Origin of the sequence: Oceanobacillus sp. CF4.6 (assembly GCF_051262635.1) — a bacterium.
Classification (GTDB): Bacteria; Bacillota; Bacilli; order Bacillales; family Amphibacillaceae; genus Oceanobacillus.
Window position 1 is genome coordinate 134,040 of sequence record NZ_JBIMEX010000005.1, and the last position, 21,534, is coordinate 155,573.

The 21,534-nt window shown below is 37.2% G+C and carries 20 protein-coding genes and 1 riboswitch; of the genes, 7 read left to right on the top strand and 13 right to left on the bottom strand.

Annotated elements, in window-relative coordinates:
• The first annotated feature begins 151 nt into the window (after positions 1-151).
• The 3 genes from ACHABU_RS10055 to ACHABU_RS10065 all read left to right on the top strand — a co-directional run bounded on the left by ACHABU_RS10055 (position 152) and on the right by ACHABU_RS10065 (position 4,402).
• Complete coding sequence (locus ACHABU_RS10055; RefSeq protein ID WP_435764700.1) at positions 152-724, top strand: hypothetical protein; 573 nt, start codon at positions 152-154, stop codon at positions 722-724.
• A 131-nt stretch (positions 725-855) separates the two neighbouring features.
• A riboswitch (Lysine riboswitch) is annotated at positions 856-1,033 on the top strand.
• Between the two features lie 276 nt (positions 1,034-1,309).
• Complete coding sequence (locus tag ACHABU_RS10060; RefSeq protein ID WP_435764701.1) at positions 1,310-2,908, top strand: amidohydrolase; 1,599 nt, start codon at positions 1,310-1,312, stop codon at positions 2,906-2,908.
• 27 nt (positions 2,909-2,935) lie between these two features.
• Positions 2,936-4,402: an alanine/glycine:cation symporter family protein gene (locus tag ACHABU_RS10065; protein WP_435764702.1), complete on the top strand. Its 1,467-nt coding sequence runs from the start codon at positions 2,936-2,938 to the stop codon at positions 4,400-4,402.
• Positions 4,403-4,469: 67 nt separating this feature from the next.
• Here ACHABU_RS10065 and ACHABU_RS10070 read toward each other — a convergent pair whose 3' ends face one another.
• The 5 genes from ACHABU_RS10070 to ACHABU_RS10090 all read right to left on the bottom strand — a co-directional run bounded on the left by ACHABU_RS10070 (position 4,470) and on the right by ACHABU_RS10090 (position 10,229).
• On the bottom strand, positions 4,470-6,485 hold the full coding sequence (locus tag ACHABU_RS10070; protein WP_435764703.1) for an iron ABC transporter permease: 2,016 nt from the start codon (positions 6,483-6,485) through the stop codon (positions 4,470-4,472).
• A 14-nt stretch (positions 6,486-6,499) separates the two neighbouring features.
• Complete coding sequence (locus ACHABU_RS10075; protein WP_435764704.1) at positions 6,500-7,486, bottom strand: ABC transporter substrate-binding protein; 987 nt, start codon at positions 7,484-7,486, stop codon at positions 6,500-6,502.
• Between the two features lie 11 nt (positions 7,487-7,497).
• On the bottom strand, positions 7,498-8,073 hold the full coding sequence (locus ACHABU_RS10080) for a nitroreductase family protein (RefSeq protein ID WP_435764705.1): 576 nt from the start codon (positions 8,071-8,073) through the stop codon (positions 7,498-7,500).
• Between the two features lie 175 nt (positions 8,074-8,248).
• Positions 8,249-9,073: an ABC transporter ATP-binding protein gene (locus ACHABU_RS10085; protein WP_435764706.1), complete on the bottom strand. Its 825-nt coding sequence runs from the start codon at positions 9,071-9,073 to the stop codon at positions 8,249-8,251.
• A gap of 196 nt (positions 9,074-9,269) precedes the next feature.
• Positions 9,270-10,229: an MBL fold metallo-hydrolase gene (locus ACHABU_RS10090; protein WP_435764707.1), complete on the bottom strand. Its 960-nt coding sequence runs from the start codon at positions 10,227-10,229 to the stop codon at positions 9,270-9,272.
• A 357-nt stretch (positions 10,230-10,586) separates the two neighbouring features.
• On the opposite strand from ACHABU_RS10090, the gene guaC reads away from it, so the two are divergent.
• Positions 10,587-11,570: a GMP reductase gene (guaC, locus tag ACHABU_RS10095; protein WP_435764708.1), complete on the top strand. Its 984-nt coding sequence runs from the start codon at positions 10,587-10,589 to the stop codon at positions 11,568-11,570.
• 501 nt (positions 11,571-12,071) lie between these two features.
• Positions 12,072-13,646 carry an alkaline phosphatase family protein gene (locus tag ACHABU_RS10100; protein WP_435764709.1) on the top strand — a complete coding sequence of 525 codons (1,575 nt, stop codon included), beginning with the start codon at positions 12,072-12,074 and terminating at the stop codon, positions 13,644-13,646.
• Between the two features lie 147 nt (positions 13,647-13,793).
• On the opposite strand, the gene ACHABU_RS10105 is transcribed toward ACHABU_RS10100, so the two are convergent.
• Positions 13,794-14,834, bottom strand: a complete 1,041-nt coding sequence (locus tag ACHABU_RS10105; RefSeq protein WP_435764710.1) for a M14 family zinc carboxypeptidase — start codon at positions 14,832-14,834, stop codon at positions 13,794-13,796.
• A 228-nt stretch (positions 14,835-15,062) separates the two neighbouring features.
• Between ACHABU_RS10105 and ACHABU_RS10110 the strand changes: the two genes are divergently transcribed.
• Positions 15,063-15,782, top strand: a complete 720-nt coding sequence (locus tag ACHABU_RS10110; protein WP_435764711.1) for a PRC-barrel domain-containing protein — start codon at positions 15,063-15,065, stop codon at positions 15,780-15,782.
• A 71-nt stretch (positions 15,783-15,853) separates the two neighbouring features.
• Here the strand turns inward: ACHABU_RS10110 and ACHABU_RS10115 are convergent, their stop codons facing one another.
• Genes ACHABU_RS10115 through ectA form a run of 3 tightly spaced genes read right to left on the bottom strand, consistent with a single transcriptional unit; the run spans position 15,854 to position 18,084 of the window.
• Positions 15,854-16,240: an ectoine synthase gene (locus ACHABU_RS10115; protein WP_435764712.1), complete on the bottom strand. Its 387-nt coding sequence runs from the start codon at positions 16,238-16,240 to the stop codon at positions 15,854-15,856.
• A gap of 38 nt (positions 16,241-16,278) precedes the next feature.
• Positions 16,279-17,556 (bottom strand): diaminobutyrate--2-oxoglutarate transaminase, encoded by a 1,278-nt coding sequence (gene ectB, locus ACHABU_RS10120; RefSeq protein WP_435764713.1) that lies wholly within the window; start codon positions 17,554-17,556, stop codon positions 16,279-16,281.
• Positions 17,557-17,577: 21 nt separating this feature from the next.
• Positions 17,578-18,084, bottom strand: a complete 507-nt coding sequence (gene ectA / locus ACHABU_RS10125; protein ID WP_435764714.1) for a diaminobutyrate acetyltransferase — start codon at positions 18,082-18,084, stop codon at positions 17,578-17,580.
• A 518-nt stretch (positions 18,085-18,602) separates the two neighbouring features.
• Here ectA and ACHABU_RS10130 point away from each other — a divergent pair.
• Positions 18,603-19,262, top strand: a complete 660-nt coding sequence (locus ACHABU_RS10130; RefSeq protein ID WP_435764715.1) for a DUF3889 domain-containing protein — start codon at positions 18,603-18,605, stop codon at positions 19,260-19,262.
• A gap of 180 nt (positions 19,263-19,442) precedes the next feature.
• Here the strand turns inward: ACHABU_RS10130 and ACHABU_RS10135 are convergent, their stop codons facing one another.
• From ACHABU_RS10135 to ACHABU_RS10150, 4 genes are all read right to left on the bottom strand, one after another.
• A complete protein-coding gene (locus tag ACHABU_RS10135; RefSeq protein ID WP_435764716.1) occupies positions 19,443-20,327 on the bottom strand; it encodes a hypothetical protein in 885 nt (294 codons plus the stop codon).
• Between the two features lie 56 nt (positions 20,328-20,383).
• Positions 20,384-20,686, bottom strand: coding sequence for a hypothetical protein (locus tag ACHABU_RS10140; protein WP_435764717.1), 303 nt, complete (start codon positions 20,684-20,686; stop codon positions 20,384-20,386).
• A 239-nt stretch (positions 20,687-20,925) separates the two neighbouring features.
• Positions 20,926-21,246 (bottom strand): YolD-like family protein, encoded by a 321-nt coding sequence (locus ACHABU_RS10145; protein ID WP_435764718.1) that lies wholly within the window; start codon positions 21,244-21,246, stop codon positions 20,926-20,928.
• A 1-nt stretch (position 21,247) separates the two neighbouring features.
• Positions 21,248-21,463 (bottom strand): hypothetical protein, encoded by a 216-nt coding sequence (locus ACHABU_RS10150; protein ID WP_435764719.1) that lies wholly within the window; start codon positions 21,461-21,463, stop codon positions 21,248-21,250.
• Positions 21,464-21,534 lie beyond the last annotated feature (71 nt).

A 21,534-nucleotide genomic window follows, 5' to 3' on the forward strand; every position in this document is an offset into this window, starting at 1 on the left:
TAAAGGTTACATATACTTCGTAAATTTATCCTTTTCTACCATTTTTCTAGTAAAATTCAAATTTGTTAATTAAATTTTCATACAATTTTAAATATTACTCTGGTATAATTATGTTATAACGCTATAATTAACAAAAAGGGGGAAAGAATGGATGAAAATATATAACCCTGCAGATATAGCTAACTTATTAGGGGTAAAGGAATCAACACTAAGGAAGTATAGTATTCTATTAGAAAATGCAGGTTATAAATTTAATAGGAATAATCAAAATCAACGATGGTACAATGAGAATGACGTTATTGCACTGCAGAAACTTGTAACGTTTAAAAATAGCGGCGATATGAGTCTTAAAGAGTGTGCAGAAGCTGTATGTTTATGGGTTAAAGGTGATGATGTATCACAGGAATTAACTGTTATAGATAACGTCACAGAACGTTATAACAACGATCTAACGGAATTAAAAGACATGGTTCATCATCAAAATGAATTATTGGAAAACTACAATAAAGAACTGCATATGCAAAATGAATTGATTAAGGAATTGGTACAGCGACTGAATCAGCAGCAGGATTATATAGAATTAAGACTGAAGGAACGTGACAAGATGTTAATGCAGACTATAAATGATCGACTCGAAACACAAAAACAAATTGCAGCGGCAAAAGAAGCTGAAGCGGAAGTACAACAAAAACAGGGTTTCTTTATCAGACTCTTCAAAAGATAAAGGTGCCTGTCACTCCCCGAATTTTGTCGAATACACTCCGCAACGCAGCATTATTTTCAAAATCAACGCTTGTAAGTTAATCAGAAATTTGATAACATTACTCTAAATTGAATAAACAAACCTTATCAGATCGGTGAGGTAGAGGCGCATTTAATATGAGTAACCAGTCGGAGGATGACATCTATGATGATTGATGAAAGGATTATTTGCCGAAGCGTAGTAAGGGTCAAGCTTATTATAGCTGGTATGTTTTTGAATAGGAAACTTACTGTCATGCAATGTAATTGTGCATGGAGAACTACTGATCGAAATGGAGGATAACGTATATTGTATAAACAATGGTAGGTTATTTTCTATCGTTGTTTTTTTGTGCACTTAAAAAGGTGTTTATACCTTGTGTACATAAAACACCTTCCCTCCATTCATTATGTTTTCTCCAAATATTTACGTAGAAAAACGCTATGTAAATCTAATTAACTACTACATATATGAGACAGTAACACTCCTATTTCATAACCAGATCATTCCCTTTAACTATCCCATTGTTTATTTCCCTAAATTATTTACCGAGGAGATAGTTACATCATGAAAAAAATCTTTACCAATGGACAATTTTATACTTTTAATCCAGTAAGGCCAACTGTGCAATCAGTTGTCGTAGAAAATGGCCGTTTTATAGATATGGGAGCAACCAAGGATATGCTCATCCAATGGGGAAACTCCGATATTGAAGTTATTAATCTGGAAGGGAATACGGTGACACCTGGATTGGTAGACAGTCACCTTCATATGTCCATGATTGCCACGAAATTTATCGATTTGGATTTAACAGGAATTACGACGAAACACGAAGCACTGAATCACATCCAAAATCAGGCAAAAACACTTCAACCAGGTGAATGGCTACTTGGTGGAGGATGGGATGAAAACCTCTTTACCGATGGAGGAATTCCTTTAATTCATGAACTTGATCATGTAGCTCCACACAACCCATTATATTTAACGCGAATCTGTGAACATGCCGCTATAGTTAATCGCAAAGCATTGGAAATATGTAATTACCATCCTACCATGACAGTACCCGTAGGTGGAAAGATCGTATTGGATGAATCGACAAATAAGCCAACAGGATTACTATTGGAATCTGCTTCCGATCTAATAACGCAGCATATTCCTGAAAAATCGTATGAAACGTTGAAAAATGCAATGAGGAAAGCAATCAACTTCGCTATGGAAAAAGGTCTAACAAGTGTTCATTCAAACGATCCCCTTTACTTAGGCGGTTTACGTCAAACGTATCAGATTTATGACGAATTACTGAACCAGGAGCATCTTGGATTACGTTCCAATCTTTTAATCAATCATGAATTTCTCGATGACTTAAGAGACCTAGGAATGTATGCGGGCTACGGAAATGAAACACTACAAATTGGTGCAGTAAAACTATTTGCAGATGGTGCATTTGGAAGAAGAACTGCTTTATTATCAGAGCCTTACAATGATGACCCAGGAAACTATGGTAAAGCTATGTTTGATCAGCATGCAATATATGACATCATCAAACGTGCACGTGAATTATCTATGCCGATAGCTGTTCATACAATAGGCGACCAAGCACTGGAAAATGTATTGGATATAATGGATCAGTTTCCTACCGTAACGCACCGGGACCGGCTGATTCACGTACAGGTGCTGCGTGAAGATTTAATTGAGCGTCTTGCACAACCAAGCAGAATTGCAGATATTCAACCACGATTTTTAGCGAGTGATTACCCATGGGTTGAGGAGAGGCTTGGGGAAAAACGAATGAAGCTTTCCTATGCTTGGAAAACGCTGCAGGAGGCCGGAGTAATATGTGCAGGAGGATCAGATTCACCTGTCGAACCAGTCGATCCATTAATGGGAATTCATGCTGCTGTGACAAGAAGGTCACCAGGGCAAACACATAATGGTTGGTATCCTGATCAAAAATTAACGATGCATGAAGCATTTAGGTTATTCACTGAAATGGGAGCATATCCAACAAATGAAGAAGCAATCAAAGGAACCATTGACACAGGTAAATTGGCTGACATGACAGTTTATTCCAAGAATCCATTTAAAATGGAAGATGCTGACGAATTATTAACCACATCCATTGAAATGACAATCATTGGTGGTGACATTAAATATCAAAGCAATTAAACACTACTACTTTGAGGAGATACATCTATGGAAAATATATTAAAAGAATTGTCAGCATTTTTATGGGGGGTTCCCCTTATTTTAACTATTGTATTTGTGGGATTGTACTTTACCGTTGGAAGTAAATTCTTTCAATTCGTTCATATATCACATATTTTAAAAGAAACATTGATGAGCCTTTTTAAAGAGAAAAAAAAAGGTCATGACGAAAAAGGAATATTATCCTCCTTTGAGGCTGTCAGTACTGCCATCGGCGGTTCTGTTGGGGTAGCTAACATCGGAGGGGTTGCAACCGCTATTGCAGTTGGTGGACCTGGAGCCATCTTTTGGATGTGGCTTTGTGCATTGATTGGTATGATTATTAAAACGGTTGAGGTAACACTTTCTGTCTATTACCGGAATACGGATGAAAACGGCGATCCATATGGTGGGCCGACCTATTATATGGAAAAAGGACTTGGAGAAGAAAGAAATTTTAAATATTGGATGTTCCCTGCAATCATTTTTGGGTTCGGGATTTTCTCCACCTTCTTTATCACAATGCAAAACTATACGATTTCAGAAGCAATGAGTTCAACCTTTAACATTGGCATGATTCCAGCTTCGATTCTATTTTCCATCTTAATTTACCTTGTTGTCTATGGTGGAATAAAACGGATTGGAAAAATTGCATCAAAAATTGTTCCAATTATGGTTCTCTTTTATGTGTTGGCAGGCCTCTATATTATCCTAAGTAACTTCAGCCAAATTGGCCATGTCTTTTCTTTAATTCTAACAGGCGCTTTCGGAGGTACAGCCGCAGTAGGTGGGTTCGCTGGCGCAGCTGTTGCGATGGTGATCCGTATGGGAATGGCAAGATCAGTATACAGTAATGAGGCCGGATGGGGTACCTCCCCGATGGTCCACTCAACTGCAAAAGTTGATCACCCTGTTAAACAAGGTGTCTGGGGAGCTTTCGAAGTATTTGTAGATACGATTATTGTCAGTTCCATTACAGCTTTTACCATCATCATCACAGGAGCATGGTCATCCGGGTTATCCGGAGCAGAGCTTACACTTGCGGCATTTGAAATCGGAATCGGTGAAACTGGAAGAACGATTATTGCCTTATCTATTTTATTATTTGGATTAACTACATTGAGTGGATGGTTTTTATATTACGAAATTCTGCTTCGCCACTTATTCAAAAACAGAAAACCAAAGATTAAAAATGCACTACTAAAATCTTTTATTTGGTTATACCCCATTCCTGGTACTCTTATGGTTGTATACGCTGTAAGCTTTGGTATACCAGGGCAAACGGTTTGGTATTTTGCAGATATCTCATCCGCTATCCCTACCTTTATCAATATTGTTGTTATTCTAATCCTAAGTAAGCAGTTCTTCGTTTTGCTGAGTGATTATAAAGCAAGATATTTAGGTATTGGTGAAGTAGATCCAGAGATCGTTTTATTTTATGAGGAGAAGGAAACAAAATTGTCGGAGAAAAAATAAATATAGTTAAAAAGCAGATATACCTAGTAACATGGTATATCTGCTTTTTTATGAGAGATTAAAAGAATTATGCTCGCTTCTTCATTAACCACAGGAAATATGGTGCACCAATTATTGCTACTAAAATACCTGATGGAATTTCATTTGGTGCTAACAATGTCCTGCTGAGCAAATCAGCAATTACTAATAGTAGTCCACCTATTAAGGCTGTAACGGGAAATAACCGCTGATTAGATGGTCCGACAAGTAATCTGGAGAAATGTGGCGCGATTAAACCAATAAAACCAATTGCTCCAACTGCAGCTACACTGAACGCTGCCAAGACGGTTGCCAAAAGCGCTAATTGAAATCGACTGGACATCACTTTAAGCCCCAGCCCTTTTGCTGTATCATCACCTAATGCCAACGTATCCATTTCCTTAATTTTTAAAAACAGGATGGGGAGTAGTATGAATGCCGGCCATATCAAATAATTAAATAGCTCCGACCACCCTCTCGCGTAAGTTGTGCCTGAGAGCCAGGTTAATGCAGATGAAACTCCAAGGTCAGCTTGTACAACTAATATTTGAATGATCGCTGAGCCAAAAGCAGATACACCAATTCCAAGAAGCGCTAAAATAGTTGGCTGAAACTGGGCCCGAACTGCAAGTACCATGACAATAACAAAAAATACAAATGAACCTATCATTGCCCCAATTGGAATCCACACTGCAGATACACCGAATACATACATCATTAAGAGAGCACCAACCCCTGCACCGGAAGTGATTCCAATAACGGATGGATCTGCCAGCGGATTACGCAGGACACCTTGGAAAATTAAGCCACATACTGCCAATAGCAACCCACTTAATAAGGCAACAAGGGAACGAGGCAAACGAAGATCTAAAATAAGATTTTTCATAAATTCATTTCCATCACCGAAAAAAACCTGATATGCCACAAGCGGTTCGAAACCATAATTCCCTGAGGCTAGACTGATTAGCAACGTAATTAAAATTGCAGCAACTAAGACCGGCACAATTACTTTTAACGGCATTCCAATTGTTACCTTACCTGCTAAAACAGAAGTATTTTCTTCTCCATACTTCCTCCTTTTCATGCGTAACACTAAATAGATTAACCAAGGAGCCCCAATTAAAGCAGTGATCGAACCAACAGGAAGCTCTGAGAATGATGGATCAATAATCCTCGCTAAAACATCGGCAAAAACTAATACATTTGCACCCCATATAAAAGAGGCAATAATTAAAGGAAAATGCTTGCGGTAACCAATTAACTTGATAATATGGGGTGCAATTAGTCCAACAAAGCCGATTGGCCCCACTATGCTAACCGTCACAGATGTCAATAAAACGGCAACAAGAATCGCAATTAACTTAACACTCGATACATTTTGCCCAAGGGCAATCGCTATATCATCGCCCAATGTTAACGTGTCCAACTTATGAGTCATGATCAAGATAACGATTAATCCAGCAACTATAATTGGTAAGGAAAATTGTACGCCACTCCAATCATTTTGAACGAGCGTACCAGAACCCCATAAAAATAATCCAGCTACTTCATTTTCATAAAAAATTTGAAGAACACTTGTCAGCGAGGAAAATAAAAGCGTTACAATCATTCCTGCTAAGACCATTCTCACTGGTGTTGCTTTATTACCACCTGACAATAAAAATACGGTTAAAAATGTTAGAATACCCCCTAAAAATGCAACGATAATTCCATTTCCAACTAAAGCTGCCGGGAATAATACCGTACTGAGTACTACTGCAAAATAGGTTCCTGAATGGATTCCTAATGTACTGGCAGACGCAAGCGGATTTTTAGTAACGGTTTGTAAGATAACTCCAGAAACAGCTAGTGCTCCACCTGCAATAATGCCCATAATAGCCCTTGGCATCCGCAGATATCGAACGGTATGATGTTCCAACAAATCCTGGGGTGCAAAAATCGCATCCAAAACAGTACTAAATGGGATCGCTACACTCCCCTGATTAATATGTATAAAAATTAAAATGCATAAAAGGGCGGTCCCACCCCCAAAGGTCAGAACCGCTTTTATTGATTTTCGAAGCATTATATCCACCCGAATCACTCATTTACCATAGCATTAACTAATTCTTCTGTTAGTACTTCCGCTGATAATACCCCACCAAAAGTCCACGTATCACCTGGTAATGCATGTGTATTCCCTTCCAGAACAAAGCTCAAATTTTCCCAGACAGGATTACCTTTTAACTGATTAGCAAACACATTATCGTCTTCCTGAACAATATATAAAAATTCAAGATTCTCGTTCTGGAAGTTTTGTAGCGCTTCGATTGTTACTTCAGTATATCCATACGTTTCAACTGTGTCAGACTCATATGCATTTACAAAACCTAAGTTACTCATCACTTGGGAAACAATGGAGTTTTCTGTAAACAATCTAAGTACAGGCGTGTTTTGAGCGGTAAAAGCCTGGGTCGCAATATAGGTTGAACCCTCCAGCCCTGCATCTGAAACACGTGCTACTTGCTCTTCTGTAAAATCTGCTAAATCTGCTAATACTTGTTCTGCTTCCGCTTCTTTATCAACTATTTTTGCAACCGTTTGGAACTCATTGATCATATTTTGATAATGATCCTCAATTGCTTCTTCCCCATAAGGTGCGAATGTAACAACTGGAGCAATATCCTTTAAGCTGTTTAAATGTTGTTCATGTCTAAAATCCACACCGATGATTAAATCTGGATTCAAGCGGGCGATTGCTTCAAGATTAGGTTCCTGCCTGGTACCTACGTCTTCTACACTTTCATCAAACGCTGCATCTATATTTACCCACTGATTAAATCCATCTAAATCTGCAACACCTGCAGGTTGAATTCCTAATGCAAGTAAATCTTCTGCATAGGACCATTCCAATACGACGATATTTTCAGGTATCCCTTCAATTGTTTGTTCACCCATTGCATCTTCAATTGTAATCGTTCGTTCATCCGTATTTGTTTCTGATTCATTAGCTGTTTCATTTGAGCCCCCACAAGCGGTTAGTATTAATACAATAAATAATGCTAAAAGTAATCCTAGTTTCTTCATTAGTCCATCTCCTATCTAATTTTTTCAGTATTGATCCAATCAATTTTCCCCTCTAACGGTGTACGTTCCTTTGCTTTCGGTACCTTATTAGGATAGCCAACCTGGACGACCGCTATTAATTTATGTTTCTCAGGTAAAAGTCCAATATCACGAATAAACACTTCATCCAATAGTGTTTTCTTTGCAGTCCACATCGTTCCTATTCCATTTTCCCAAGCTACCAGCTGGAAGTTTTGGATAAATGCACAGACAGCCGCAAAATTTTCTTCGTCCACATAGCCACCATCATCCTCTTTATCTATGTAAAAAAGTACATGATGTGGGATAGAAGTGAAGAAGCGGTCATAGGATTGACGCGCTTTCATTAATTTCTCTTCATTAGATGTTTTTAATAGACCAAGCCTTATGTAACTATCTACAATCTTTTTCCCAAACACAGATTTGGCATCATCCTCATATATTTTTATCTTCCACGGTTCCTTCATATGATGATTGGGGGCGTATGCTGCGTTATTAAACAGTTTCAACAGCAAAGCTTTATTGACCTTTTCTGATTTATAATCAAGAATCGTTCGTCGACCCCGCATCGCCGTTATTAACTCGATAGTATTTCCCCACCTTTAATTGAAAATGATTATCATTATCATGAATTTTATATGATTATTTTTATACTGTCAATACTACTAGGAAAATAAAGTAAGAAAAACAGACGGTGCAAATCCGTCTGTTTTCTATTTGTTCTTATATCGTATATTAAATCAATTAAATTTCAAGATATTTGGATTGTTGTTCCGCAAACACACTACGTCCTTTTCCATGAGGTATACACATAGGTGTTCCATAGTTAGGATCAAAGAAGATGTCACACTTCATTTGGAACACTTTCTCAACTAGGTTACATGTAATAATTTCTTCTGGTTTACCTTGTTGAAAAACCTTTTTATCTTTGATGGAAATAATGTGGTGAGCGTAGCGACATGCCAGATTTAAATCATGCAAAACCATGACAACTGTCCGCCCTTCCTTCTCGTTCAACTCAAATAATAAATCAAGAACCTCGATTTGGTGAGTCATATCTAAATAGGTTGTTGGTTCATCTAGCAAAATGATGTCTGTTTGTTGTGCTAATGTCATGGCAATCCATGCACGTTGTCGTTGACCACCTGATAGTGAATCAACGGATCTATCTTTTAAGTTGGTCACATGTGTTAGTTCAAGTGCATGATTAACAGCATTCTCATCATCTGTAGACCATTGTTTTAGAAAGCCGCGATACGGATTTCTACCTTGTTTCACAAGTTCAAAAACGGTTAGACCTTCAGGAGTCACAGGACTTTGTGGTAAGATGGACAACCTTTTAGCAACTTCTTTTGTTTGAATTTTTGCAATATCATGACCATCTAGAACGACATGACCAGTCTTTGGTTTCAACAAACGTGCCATCGATCGTAATAATGTAGATTTTCCACAACCATTCGCTCCAATTAAAACAGTAATTTCACCCTTTGGAACCGTTATATTAAGATTATCTATAATAATATCTTCCCCATAACTTAGCGTTAAGTCATTTGCAGTTAATTCTTGCATGGAATTCACTCCCTACAACATACATAAAAACGATATTTTAATGTATGAACTTTTTCCCAAAAACCTATCTATAGTCTATTTGCTTTTAGGACAATAGTCAATGATAATCATTTTCAATTATACGGACACTTGATTAACAAAAGTAAGAGGATGGAAAGGAACCAACACCATGCAGATGACCTGTTCCCTTTATTTATCAAACCGAATAATGCCAAACCCCATTCAGCATTTCCTTTTTTACTTGACCGACATCCTCCAAATAATCGAGATGCCCGATAACTTCAGACATTACGAGCGAAAATTGGGTAGAATACAGTTTTTTATAATAGGTCTTGGCAAGCTCATCACCTGTTGTAATACCCCCTTGAATAAGAATTTTCAAACGCTCTGCCTTTCTCTCAATTCCCGCTAATCTATTTTTGATTAAAGCTTTAGGTTCATTAATTAAAATCCCGTGGCCCGGGAAAACCAGGTCTACCGACAAAGCATATATTTTTTCCAGTGAATGCTTATGCTGTATTAATGTTGGCAAGCGTTTCCCTGTAATGTCAGGTTCGATTAAAGCATTGCTTGAAATATGCTGAATCAGTAAGTCACCCGCTATAAGGATCTGATCTGATTCGTGATACAAGGCAACTTGGTCCTCAGCATGCCCAGGCACATGAATAACCTTAAAGCCCAAATGATTGTTGCCTATTGGAGAAATGTCTGGATGTATTGCACTTTTACTTCCTTTTAACATTGCTTGCTTCAAATATTCCACTTGCTTGTTACCTGCTTCTCCACAACCCATTTGCTTATAAATATCAGCAAAAAATGCAACCCTCATCCTAAAGAAGTCATGGTCTCTCTTCAAACGAGGAACTGCATCCCCATGTGCATAGACGGGTATAGGATGCATTGCAGTGATACGATTTACTAACCCGACATGATCACCATGGTTGTGGGTTAAGACGATTTCTGTTATATCTTGAACCGTAAAACCATTTTCACATAATGTATTTTGGAGCGCTGTCCAACAATCATCATTGTCCAGACCTGCATCAACCAGGACTAAAGAATTCTCCATTTTGATTAAATAGAAATTAATTGTTTTTAAATTAGATGCTACATCAACAATAACAGGAATAATTTTATAGCTTGCATAATCCTTCAATTGTCCTCACCCCTTTTTTCAAATATATCTGATTAGTTTCCTCGTTGCTCAATTAACAATTTCACACGAAGTCCCCAATAAATTTAATTTTAATTATTATTCAGTTTTAGTATACCTATATTATTATGAAAATGGGTATTTACAACCTTAAATATTTTTAAAAAATGATATTTTATTCTTTCTTTATTTGAGACGTTACAATAAATAATAGGGGATTATTTTCTAAGAGGTTGCAAGATTTATGATTACGTCTAAATCTGCAAAAACATTGACTGCCACTTAAAAATAAGTTAAATTACTAAAGGCGAACGATTTACCATAAATTTTATTTAATATTCGTTTTTAGGAGTGTATAACATGGAAAATGTATTTGATTATGAAGATATTCAATTAATTCCAGCAAAATGCGTAGTAAACAGCCGTTCAGAATGTGATACAACGGTTACCTTCGGCGGGCGAACATTCAAATTGCCTGTAGTACCTGCAAATATGCAGACCATTATAGATGAAAAAATTGCAACCTATTTAGCAGAAAATGATTATTTCTATATCATGCACCGATTTAATCCAGAGAAACGTTTATCTTTCGTTCAAGATATGCAGTCACGTGGATTATTTGCTTCTATTAGTGTTGGTGTTAAAGAAGAAGAGTATGATTTTGTAAATCAATTAGCAACAGAAAATCTCACACCTGAATACATTACCATTGATATCGCGCATGGTCATTCCAATGCGGTGATTGAAATGATAAAGCATATAAAAAAACAAATCCCAGAGAGCTTTGTAATTGCAGGAAATGTTGGAACTCCTGAAGCAGTAAGAGAATTGGAACATGCCGGTGCAGATGCAACGAAGGTCGGCATTGGTCCTGGGAAAGTATGTATAACAAAAATTAAAACCGGATTCGGTACTGGTGGCTGGCAATTGGCGGCGCTTCGCTGGTGTGCAAAAGCAGCAAGCAAGCCAATCATTGCTGACGGTGGGATTCGTACCCATGGAGATATAGCTAAGTCCGTTCGTTTCGGTGCTTCCATGGTTATGATTGGTTCCCTTTTCGCGGGTCATGAAGAATCACCTGGAGAAACCTTTGAAAAAGACGGGAAGCTTCTTAAAGAATACTTTGGTTCAGCATCCGAATTCCAAAAAGGCGAGAAGAAAAACGTAGAAGGCAAGAAAATGTACGTGGAGCATAAAGGTTCACTAAAAGATACATTGACTGAAATGGAGCAAGATCTTCAATCCTCTATTTCCTATGCTGGTGGAGATAAACTGGAGGCAATCCGCACTGTAGATTATGTTGTTGTTAAAAATTCTATTTTTAATGGCGATAAGGTTTATTAAGGTTTATAAATTGTACTACCAAGATGAGCGAGATACTTATGTATTCGCTCGTCTTTTTATTTTGATTAGATGAGGCTGCACCTACCCTCACTGATCGCAGCTCGCTCTTGCTTCCACCCCCGAATTGTGAACTTAGCTTTTTAATTTGTGAACTTCAGCCATTTTGTCTTGAACTTCAGCCATTCCTCTGTGAACTTCAGCATTTTACCTATTTTTTCGCCTCGTTATGCTTGATATTCTCTTTCCACAACTAATAAGAGTATAGTGTCACACCCTATGCCTCTCTTCCCGTAGTATTCGTGTATTTCCCAGAGCTGGTTAGAAGATTGCTGACAATACTTCATATGCACATCATACAGCTACACTAGTCCGGGATAGCTCTGGGCGGATGCACACCTTAGGATTATAAATAGACTAATAAATAAAAAAGCTATTTTGAACCAAACTACTACTGAACCACAATAATAAACTTAAAAGTACATCTAAAAGGATGATACATATATGATAAAAAAATTACTATTCGTTCTGATCGGTCTTGCTCTAATTTTAGCCATAATCATTTGGTATGGATTTTCTACACCGACAAAAGATGTAACTGATTTAGAGATTACTTCCTCTTCCAAACCAGTCGTTTTCTTACTTATCGATTCTCTTATGCATGAACCATTACAACAAGCTATTGAAGAAGGTCGAGCTCCTGCTTTAGCTTTTTTAGCTGGCAATGGACAGTATTTTCCTCAAATTGTAAGTTCTTATCCGACCATGTCCGTTACCATTGACAGCACTCTTTTAACAGGAACCTACGCTGATCAGCATCGAATTCCAGCACTTGCCTGGTTTAATAATAAAGAAAATCGACTGGTGAACTATGGAAGTAGTGCCATGGAAATTTATCAACTCGGGATAAAACAAGTTCTTCATGATAATATTTATCAGTTAAATCAGGAGCATTTAAGCAAACAAACAAGCACCATTTTTGAGGACCTTGCTAACCGGAAAGATGATTCTGCCTCGATTAATGGGATGCTCTATCGTGGAAATAATCAACATGATCTCCATATACCAAAACTCATTTCTATGTTTAACCTATTACCCGATACAGCTCAAATAGATGGACCAACCCTATTATCTTTAGGAAGTTTGTCACAATTCAGTTCGAAAAATAACAAGCATAATAATGTTTGGCAAAAACTTGGAATGAACGATCCATTTACTAGTAATGAACTTAAAAAACTTATCCAAGACGATAAGCTGCCTTCTTTTACGCTGGCTTATTTCCCACGGCTGGATAAGCAGGTTCATAAAAATGGACCCATGACGATGGAAGGGATTGAAGCAGTTGATCAGGAGCTGCAATCTATTTTAAATGAATTTCCATCTTGGGAGAAAGCAACGGAACAGATGTCAGTGATTGTGTATGGTGACAGTGGTCAAGCTGTGATTGGCGAAGATAAAGAGACAGCTCTCATTGATCTTAAAAAACTTTTTGAAACATACAGACTTTCAAAACTTGGAGAACCAATTCAAAAGGAAGATCAGATTGTTTTAGCTGTCAATTCCCGTATGACCTATATCAATTTACTTGATAAGAATATTAGTTACAAAGAAATGATTTCCCACCTTGTTAAAGACCCGAGAATTGGTTTTATAGCATGGAAAGACGATAATGGAAATCACGTAATATCCGAAGAATCCGGTGACGTACTTACGTTTAAACCGAACGGAAAATATACCGATCAATATGAGCAAGATTGGGAATTGGATGGGGATATCTCCATCTTAGACCTTTTTGTGGATGAAGAAAACAAGATCACTTACTGGGACTATCCAGATGCACTGGCACGACTCTATGGAGCACTACATTCACATCAGGGACGTTACATTATCGTTGATGCAAAACCCGGTTACGAATTCATCGGAGAACATTCCCCCACTCACCTTGGAGGAGCCGGACACGGTTCTCTTTATAAGGATGATTCACTTACCCCAATGATTATAACCGGCACCGACGCCACACCCAAATACGAACGAGCCATCGATATAAAAGACTGGATCATGAAACTAACAGACAAATAGAAGGAAGCATGGGGACGGTTCTCCTGCTTCCTTAAGGGTTTTTGAACATTCGTAATTCGGAAATTAATATACTTTACTATTAAGGTTGGTTAGCTGTAAGAGTTATAAAAACACCGCTTCGACTATGTCCAAGCGGTGTTTTATGATTTATTCTGAAGGTCGTGTATTTTGATAAGAAAGTGTATCCCAAAATGAAATATCTTGCTCTTCGATAGATCCATCAGAAATTGCCTCAGCTGATGCAGTCAATGTGTTCACAGTTTGTTTGATTAGGTATCCATTACTTTTCTGTCCTAACACATAGGACTCATAATAGTGATCAGACATACCACGCATCTCAAACAGTAGTGTGGAAATTCCGTACTCTACTGCAATGCCGTTTCTACTGATTGTTTCCGCAGAACCACCATTATATTTACCTAAATGCCCCCAGCCTGTTGGGTCAATCTCGTTGAATACAACTGCACCCAATTGTTTAGACTTTTCTACAACCTCTGGATCAGCATTTTCTGTGGTTGGATAAAGAATAGATCCGGATACAAGCTCCCCGTCACGCTCGCTCTGTGCTCCCTGATGATGTAAGTCGATCATATAATCAATATCATACTGACTTAAAACATTATTATGCAGGGCCTGTGTTTCCGGCTGAATTCGATCAACATGATCACGATTTAAATCGACTTCATCTGCATTATAGCGAGTCAAATTACGGTCGCCACTTGCAACATAATCATCCAATGAAAAATTAACGTCTCCCATAGCTCCGTCTGCATTAAGCATTGGTACAATTAGAATATTTACACCCTCCAATATCCCTTTTGTTTTGCCGGTACCAAGATGTTTAATAAATTCCAGTGTTCCTTCCGTTGTTAACTGTTCATTACCATGTTGCTGTGTCAAATAAAGAATGGTTGGATTATCTGGATCTGCCATATATTTCACCAGATGTATATCCCTCCCTTTTACTGTTTGTCCAATGACTTCAAGCTCCATCTGTTCCTGTTTTACCTCCTGTTTTTCAAGGAAGTCCACCATTTCATCATAGGTGGTAAGAATGGATGTATTAACGGTTTCATTTCCTCCATACTCAGGGCCGTTTCCAACAGCACTTACGGTAGGAGAGCCAATAGAAATCCCTCCTAAGACCAGTGTTCCTGCAACAGTTAACGTGATTAATTTTCCCTTCAAAAAATCCCTCCATTTTATAAAAATGTATGTATACATCTTCGGTTTTTATATAGATAATTCCTGCAAGATTTTCAAAAATAAGAAAGAATACTCAGAGAAATTACATTTATAAACGTGAAGTCCTGGTTCTATTCAACAGAGGATTGTTGAATAGGGTATTAAGTATCTATTGTTTAATCCATTACCGAAACAGGGTATAGATATATAAACAACCTAAGGAGAGATATGATGTTATTCTATACGTCTCAATTAAAAGATTACAATATTGCTGCCACCGATGGCGAACTGGGAAAGATTAAAGATCTGTATGTTGACGAACAAAATTGGTCTATACGTTATGTAAGTTTAGACACTAGAAAATGGCTTCCTGGTAAAAGGGTGATTTTATCCCCTTCTTCTTTCAATCGGACTAACAAAGAAGAGCAAACTCTAGAAGTAAAATATGATAAGCAAACTGTCCGAAATAGTCCCGACGTATCTGAGAATTCGCAATTGTCAAGGGAGACCAAGCAACGATTGGACGAGTACTACGGTTGGGGACCAAATTTATCAGATCCAGTTATGTTTGGTGGTGGGCAAATCGCAACCATAAATCTAATTCAACCACCAGAATCTTATACAACCGCACCACTTCCAGATCCAGGTGAACCTGAACAAGACTTAAGAAGTGAAGATGAGGTAGTCGGATTTAGAGTTCATGCAAATGATGGAAAGCTTGGAAAAGTTGCTGATTTTATCTATGATGATAAACATTGGCAAATCCTATATATTGTCGTTGAAAGCAGAGAAAGTACTTTAAATCCAAAATACTATGCTTACAGCACGGATAAGATTGAGTCTGCCGACTGGCATGAAGGCGATCTGTATATGAAAGAGCCACTAACTATACTGGAAAAAGAAGCGCTTTATAAACATAAAGAGGATATCATTGGTTCCTTATCTGTTTAAATTAATCTTAAAAAGCATACGCTTCATAAAAGAATCCCAGGTGAAATTTCCCCTGGGATTCTTCATATCTTCTATTCTGTTAATAAAGGATAATATCCTTCTTCGTTATGTGTTTCTGTACCTACTAGTGGTGGATTAAATACACATACCATGCGCATTTGAGTTTCCGCACGTAGTTTATGTTTATCATGGTTGTCTAAGAGATACATGGATCCTGGTTTAAGCGACCAAACTTCACCAGTTTCTACGCTTTCAATTTCACCTTCACCTTCAATACAATATACCGCTTCAATATGGTTTTTGTACCAGAAATAACTTTCTGTTCCCGCTTTAATAATTGTATCATTTAAGCTAAAACCAACTTTATCTTTATTTAAGATAAATCTTCTGCTCTCCCATGTGTTTCCTTTTGTGTGGTCTTCTGTTCCAATAATTTCATCAAGTGATTTTACGATCATTTTCGTTTCCCCTTTTCAAGTAAGTTTTTCTATTATTATTATTTTGATAGTACGTGTTCAATACTATCAACTAAAATTCCAAGCCCTTTGTTTAAGCCTTCTTCATCGATAATAAGTGGTGGCAGGAATTTAACTACTTCATCTTTTGCTCCTGACGTTTCTACAATTAGTCCACGTTTAAATGCTTCTGCACATATCTCATTTGCTAGGTCCTCAACATGTACGCCAATACCCTGCATAAGGCCTCGCCCACGGGCTTCTCCTTTTAATTCTGGATATTTCTCAATAATCATGTCGATCGTATTTCTTAATAGACTCGCATTCTTATTTATTTCCTTTTCAAATTCATCCGTTTCCCAAAAGCTTAAAGCTTCTGTGGCAGCAAGAAATGCTAAATTATTTCCACGGAATGTTCCGTTATGTTCACCAGGTCCCCATTGATCATACTCCGGTTTAATAAGCGTAATTGCCATTGGTAAACCTGCACCACCAATAGATTTCGAGAGACAAACAACATCCGGCTTTATGCCAGCAGGTTCAAAGCTAAAGAACGTACCTGTTCTTCCACAACCTGCTTGCACATCATCAATAATCAATAGAATATCCCAACGTCTGCAAATACTTTCTATTTTCTTCAACCAATCCATACGAGCAGCATTAATGCCACCTTCACCTTGCACCGTTTCCAGAATAATTGCTGCGGGTAGTGCAACACCGCTTCCATTATCTTCAAGGAATTTTTCAATATATGCGATGGAATCCTGGTCTTCTACATAATCATCAAAAGGCATTGTTGATGTATGATGAAGTGGAATTCCTGCTCCATGACGTTTAAATGAATTACCAGTCACAGACAACGACCCGATTGTCATACCATGGAACGCATTTGTAAAGTTAATTACGGTATCTCGACCTGTTACCTTTCTGGCAATTTTCAATGCACTTTCAACAGTATTCGTTCCTGTTGGTCCGGGAAACATAATTTTATAATCGAGGTTTCGAGGTGTTAGAATAGTATCTCGGAACTTCTCAAGAAAAGCTTTTCTTGGTGTCGTTCCCATGTCGAGGCTGTGCAAAATCCCATCTTCTTTAATATATTCAATCATTTTTTCTTGCATCGCAGTATTGTTATGACCATAATTTAATGCACCTGCTCCAGCAAAGAAATCAATATATTCCTTACCATCTACATCCCATAGTTTATATCCTTTAGCCCTTTCAAAAACAGTAGGCCAACTACGGCTATAACTTCTTACTGCAGATTCCACTTCTTCAAACGTTTTCATTTTGTCATTGTTAATTACTGCAGTTGTCATCGACTCATCCTTTAATTTAATTTATTTTCGAAGCGGTCCAATTTTATATAACAGCTCATTTTCGTGCCCTGTTTGAGGAAAATCCTCAGCTGTAAAATAATCGCTAACTTTCCAATTTGTATTAAATTTCCTTGCAAGTCCAAAGAATAGACGTTTTGAGGGTTCATTTGACGGTGACACAGTCGCTTCCACATAGTGAACCTCTCCACATGTAGTACGTTCCAGTAACTGAAGCAACATTCTCGTTGCCAATCCATTTCCTCTCTCAGACTCATGAACAGCTACCTGCCAAATAAATAATGTATCTGTTTTTTCTGGATGAATGAATCCAGATATGAAACCGACAACCTTTTGCGTCTCTTTACTAATAACTACAATCGATGTATCCGCAAAAATTTCGCACCACATCAAATAGCTATAAGACGAATTTAGATCCAGATTGCCAATATGTTTAACAAGTTCGTATACCGGAGCCCCGTCATCTTTAGTTGGCTTGCGGAAAAGATATTCCGTTTTACTTATATTCAACTTTTCTGCTACTTCCGAAATATTGATGATGTCACCTCCTAATTTGTTTTTTTCGTATAATCAATTACCTTTAATAGCCTATAAGGAATACTTCATTTCGTCAAAATGAATTAAGCTTGATATAGCGTGTTTAATCGTGACTACTCGTGCTTAAGTGGAAATAGATGCCATTGTCTATAGAATGCTACCAAATAGTAAGGTATAATCCAAAATTTAAAAAATTTAGTAAAGTAAAACATAGTTAAACCCCTGATATAAAGCGATTTTCCAGTTTTTTCAGAAATAAGATATTGTTAGGGAATCTAACATTAATTTCTATGATAAAAAATTGTATAACAGCTTGCTAAATGCCTACTTATCAGCTGATTGCTAGAAATTTTACCAGAAAATAATAGTTTCATTTATTTTTTATGTAAATCTGTCATGTTAACTAAAATTCCATGTTTCTGTCACAAGCCAACCTTAAAATGTCATATAGTATCAGGAATATTTTTTAGTTTATTTTAGGAGGAAGAGATATGTATCCGTATTATCCGAATTACCGGTATCATCCACAACATCATTATTCAGCAACCCCTTCTGTGCATCCTGATTACGACTATAATAATGGATATCCACCCTACCCGTATGATCGTCAACAATCCATTAGAGGTCAGGCTACTTGGACAGATGGTGGACAAGTAACAAAATGTGAAATTCCTTGGTCAGATGATGAATTTATGACAGCTGCAGTTGGTGATACTTCACCTTACCAGTGCGGAGATACGCTGAAAATTAGAAATGTTTCTGCACCTGTTGGGAGAGAAATTATTGTTAAAGTAGTTGATCAAGTGGAAGGCTACCCGCCTAACCGAATCAACTTGCATCGAAGAGCTTTTCAAGCACTTGGCGTAAGTCCAAATGTTGGTGTTATTAATATTGAAATCATTCCCTCACCGGAGTTAGAGTTGGAAAAGTGGGGAAAATGTTTATTAGGAGTGACACAAACGGCATATCCGGAATATGATATTACAGACTACAGATCATCAGGAAAATCGATACTCTCTTCTACACAAACAAAAGAAACGTATGAATTTATCTTGCAATCTCCCCAGGAAACAATTAGAGTACAAGGAAATGTAATCTACAATCCTAATACCGACCGCATCATTTCTTTCGATATAAAAGAACTCTATTAAAGGTGAAAGGAGCCTGGAAATAATTATCCATGCTCCTTTGTTTTGTGTTCCACATTCTAGACAGATGCATCTCCCAATATTGCTTCCTTTCCTAACACTATTCTTTGTCAAGATTCGTCATGATTCGCCAAACTTTACACCCAAAAAGGCCTCCATCTGGAAGCCCAATTTTGTCTGCTATTAATTTTCCAATACAAGTGAAAGACTATCTACAAAAATACCGAAAGCACCATCATCATCTGTTGCTATAATAATTTGTGCTCCTTTTGTTTCATCTGGTGCTTTGTCAGTTAATAATTGATGGAAATTCCAGTCACCTTCTCCGTTCACCGGCTGCGTGAACCTTTCTACTGAAAAACTTTGTGCTGTGCCAATAGGATTTCCATTAGAATTAAGAAATTGAACACTTACTTCTGTTCTTGAATTATTTGGGTTGTCAATACTTGTATTAGGAGATGCTAAAGCAACGTTTAGACGATAAACTTTATCTTCACAAACGCCTGGTTTAATCTTTTGCGTAATGCTTGAACCTGGGCTCAAATTAGCTAGATACGCACCTTCATGTGGGTTAAAACCCTGTGGAACAATAGGATCGAATGTTTCCACCTGTGCAGTACCATTAACCATATATCCTGTAAAATCTCCTGTTTCAAAACTACCATTCGTTACAAGTTGAGTACGAACACATTTTTTCTCTTTCTTTCCTTTTTTCTCTTTATCTGTTTTACAATCACTTGCATGATTGATTACATAGACAGTGGAATTACCACTATTTTTAATTTTATTAGCATCCTCAATTTTTGCTTTACCTACATCCGTAATGATATCTAAGTCACTTTGAGATTGTTCTGAATCCTGTTTTGTTTTTTGAGTTTGCTCCTGCTTCTGTTCTTGTTCTTGTTCTTGTTCTTGTTCTTGTTCTTGTTCTTGTTCTTGTTCTTGGTTTTGTTGTTGAAGTTGAAGCTGAATATCTTTTAAGATAGATAATGTTGTGTTTAGACTATCTTCCAATTTTATTTTATTTTCCAGTTTATTTTTAATAAGAATTTCTAGTAGAGATGACATAATTCTCCTCCCTTCTTTACTAAATTCTTGAGGCACACGAAAAGCTGATTAGTAGGTTACCAACCACAGCAACAATCATGACGACGGTCACGGTCACGGTCACGGTCACGGTCGTCTCTTACAAATACATCGTCTGCAAGAATAGTCACTTCATCTGCATTGATTACTAATCTTCTGTTACGATGATCATCACATCTTCTTCGATCATCATCAAATCGATTTCTGCGTCTTCTATCATCATCACGTCTACGTCTGTCATCCACATCTATAACGTTTACTTTGTCTGTGCGAATAAGAACTTCATCTACATCGAACCTATCATCATCTCGACGGTTTCGTCTGCTTTGATATACTGACATTTAATTTCCCTCCCTTCTTGCCTTTACTACACCATATGTTAGTAAAAATACAATGAATAGACAGAAGCATCTACTTTCTATAAATGTGCTCTTTCATCTCCTTCGAACGCACAATAAAAAATAGATTGATATAACAGGGAAAATAACAAAAAAAAGACAATTCGAGTTAATCAGGTCGAATTGTCTTAGCTTTATATATTGTATAGCCAATTATAGGTATATTCTTATACGTATTTCGTTTAGTCAATTTTAATATCCAAGATATCATGCAGGTTAATTTTGGTCCGTTCATCATTATCAATTTTTATAAAACCTTGCCTTGTATCGATCTTAAATAGCTTCCCGTTCCTAATTTTAAAATCGTGTTCAGCATAATATGTAATCTCTGCTGTTAAATTATTGTGAATTGCCAAATGCAATTTCATATTTATTTCTTCGAGCTGCTGCTCATCCAGAATAGGCTTTTCTTTATATTCCTTCTGTTCCCACATATCCTTTAGAAGTTGAATATGCTCAGGCAGCATCATAGCAGTCCATTTTATACTTCCGCGATCATTCATTTTAAGCCCCTACCCTTCTTTTCACCGGACCACATGAAAGGATATTGTCTAATCGAAACGATCGCACTTTTTTTCGGTAATAACAATAGGCCAGAACCGAATTATCGTGAATACTTTTTATTCGTATAAATCGTTGTGTCACCGTATTTTCCTGGTCTATGTAGAAAATAACTATCTTCTCTTTATTCTCCATCGAACGTATAAGCAACCCTTTCATGCTGAACCCTCCGTTTAGGAACAATTGTTCTGAACACCTGTTCTTATTTTATCATAAAAGAGAGTTATGTA

Bases quoted from the DNA above. Each gene is read 5' to 3' on its own strand.
- ACHABU_RS10055 (WP_435764700.1), top strand. From the start codon at position 152: ATGAAAATATATAACCCTGCAGATATAGCTAACTTATTAGGGGTAAAG.
- ACHABU_RS10060 (WP_435764701.1), top strand. From the start codon at position 1,310: ATGAAAAAAATCTTTACCAATGGACAATTTTATACTTTTAATCCAGTA.
- ACHABU_RS10065 (WP_435764702.1), top strand. From the start codon at position 2,936: ATGGAAAATATATTAAAAGAATTGTCAGCATTTTTATGGGGGGTTCCC.
- ACHABU_RS10070 (WP_435764703.1), bottom strand. From the start codon at position 6,485: ATGCTTCGAAAATCAATAAAAGCGGTTCTGACCTTTGGGGGTGGGACC.
- ACHABU_RS10075 (WP_435764704.1), bottom strand. From the start codon at position 7,486: ATGAAGAAACTAGGATTACTTTTAGCATTATTTATTGTATTAATACTA.
- ACHABU_RS10080 (WP_435764705.1), bottom strand. From the start codon at position 8,073: ATGCGGGGTCGACGAACGATTCTTGATTATAAATCAGAAAAGGTCAAT.
- ACHABU_RS10085 (WP_435764706.1), bottom strand. From the start codon at position 9,073: ATGCAAGAATTAACTGCAAATGACTTAACGCTAAGTTATGGGGAAGAT.
- guaC (WP_435764708.1), top strand. From the start codon at position 10,587: ATGGAAAATGTATTTGATTATGAAGATATTCAATTAATTCCAGCAAAA.
- ACHABU_RS10100 (WP_435764709.1), top strand. From the start codon at position 12,072: ATGATAAAAAAATTACTATTCGTTCTGATCGGTCTTGCTCTAATTTTA.
- ACHABU_RS10110 (WP_435764711.1), top strand. From the start codon at position 15,063: ATGTTATTCTATACGTCTCAATTAAAAGATTACAATATTGCTGCCACC.
- ACHABU_RS10115 (WP_435764712.1), bottom strand. From the start codon at position 16,240: ATGATCGTAAAATCACTTGATGAAATTATTGGAACAGAAGACCACACA.
- ectB (WP_435764713.1), bottom strand. From the start codon at position 17,556: ATGACAACTGCAGTAATTAACAATGACAAAATGAAAACGTTTGAAGAA.
- ACHABU_RS10130 (WP_435764715.1), top strand. From the start codon at position 18,603: ATGTATCCGTATTATCCGAATTACCGGTATCATCCACAACATCATTAT.
- ACHABU_RS10135 (WP_435764716.1), bottom strand. From the start codon at position 20,327: ATGTCATCTCTACTAGAAATTCTTATTAAAAATAAACTGGAAAATAAA.
- ACHABU_RS10140 (WP_435764717.1), bottom strand. From the start codon at position 20,686: ATGTCAGTATATCAAAGCAGACGAAACCGTCGAGATGATGATAGGTTC.
- ACHABU_RS10145 (WP_435764718.1), bottom strand. From the start codon at position 21,246: ATGAATGATCGCGGAAGTATAAAATGGACTGCTATGATGCTGCCTGAG.
- ACHABU_RS10150 (WP_435764719.1), bottom strand. From the start codon at position 21,463: ATGAAAGGGTTGCTTATACGTTCGATGGAGAATAAAGAGAAGATAGTT.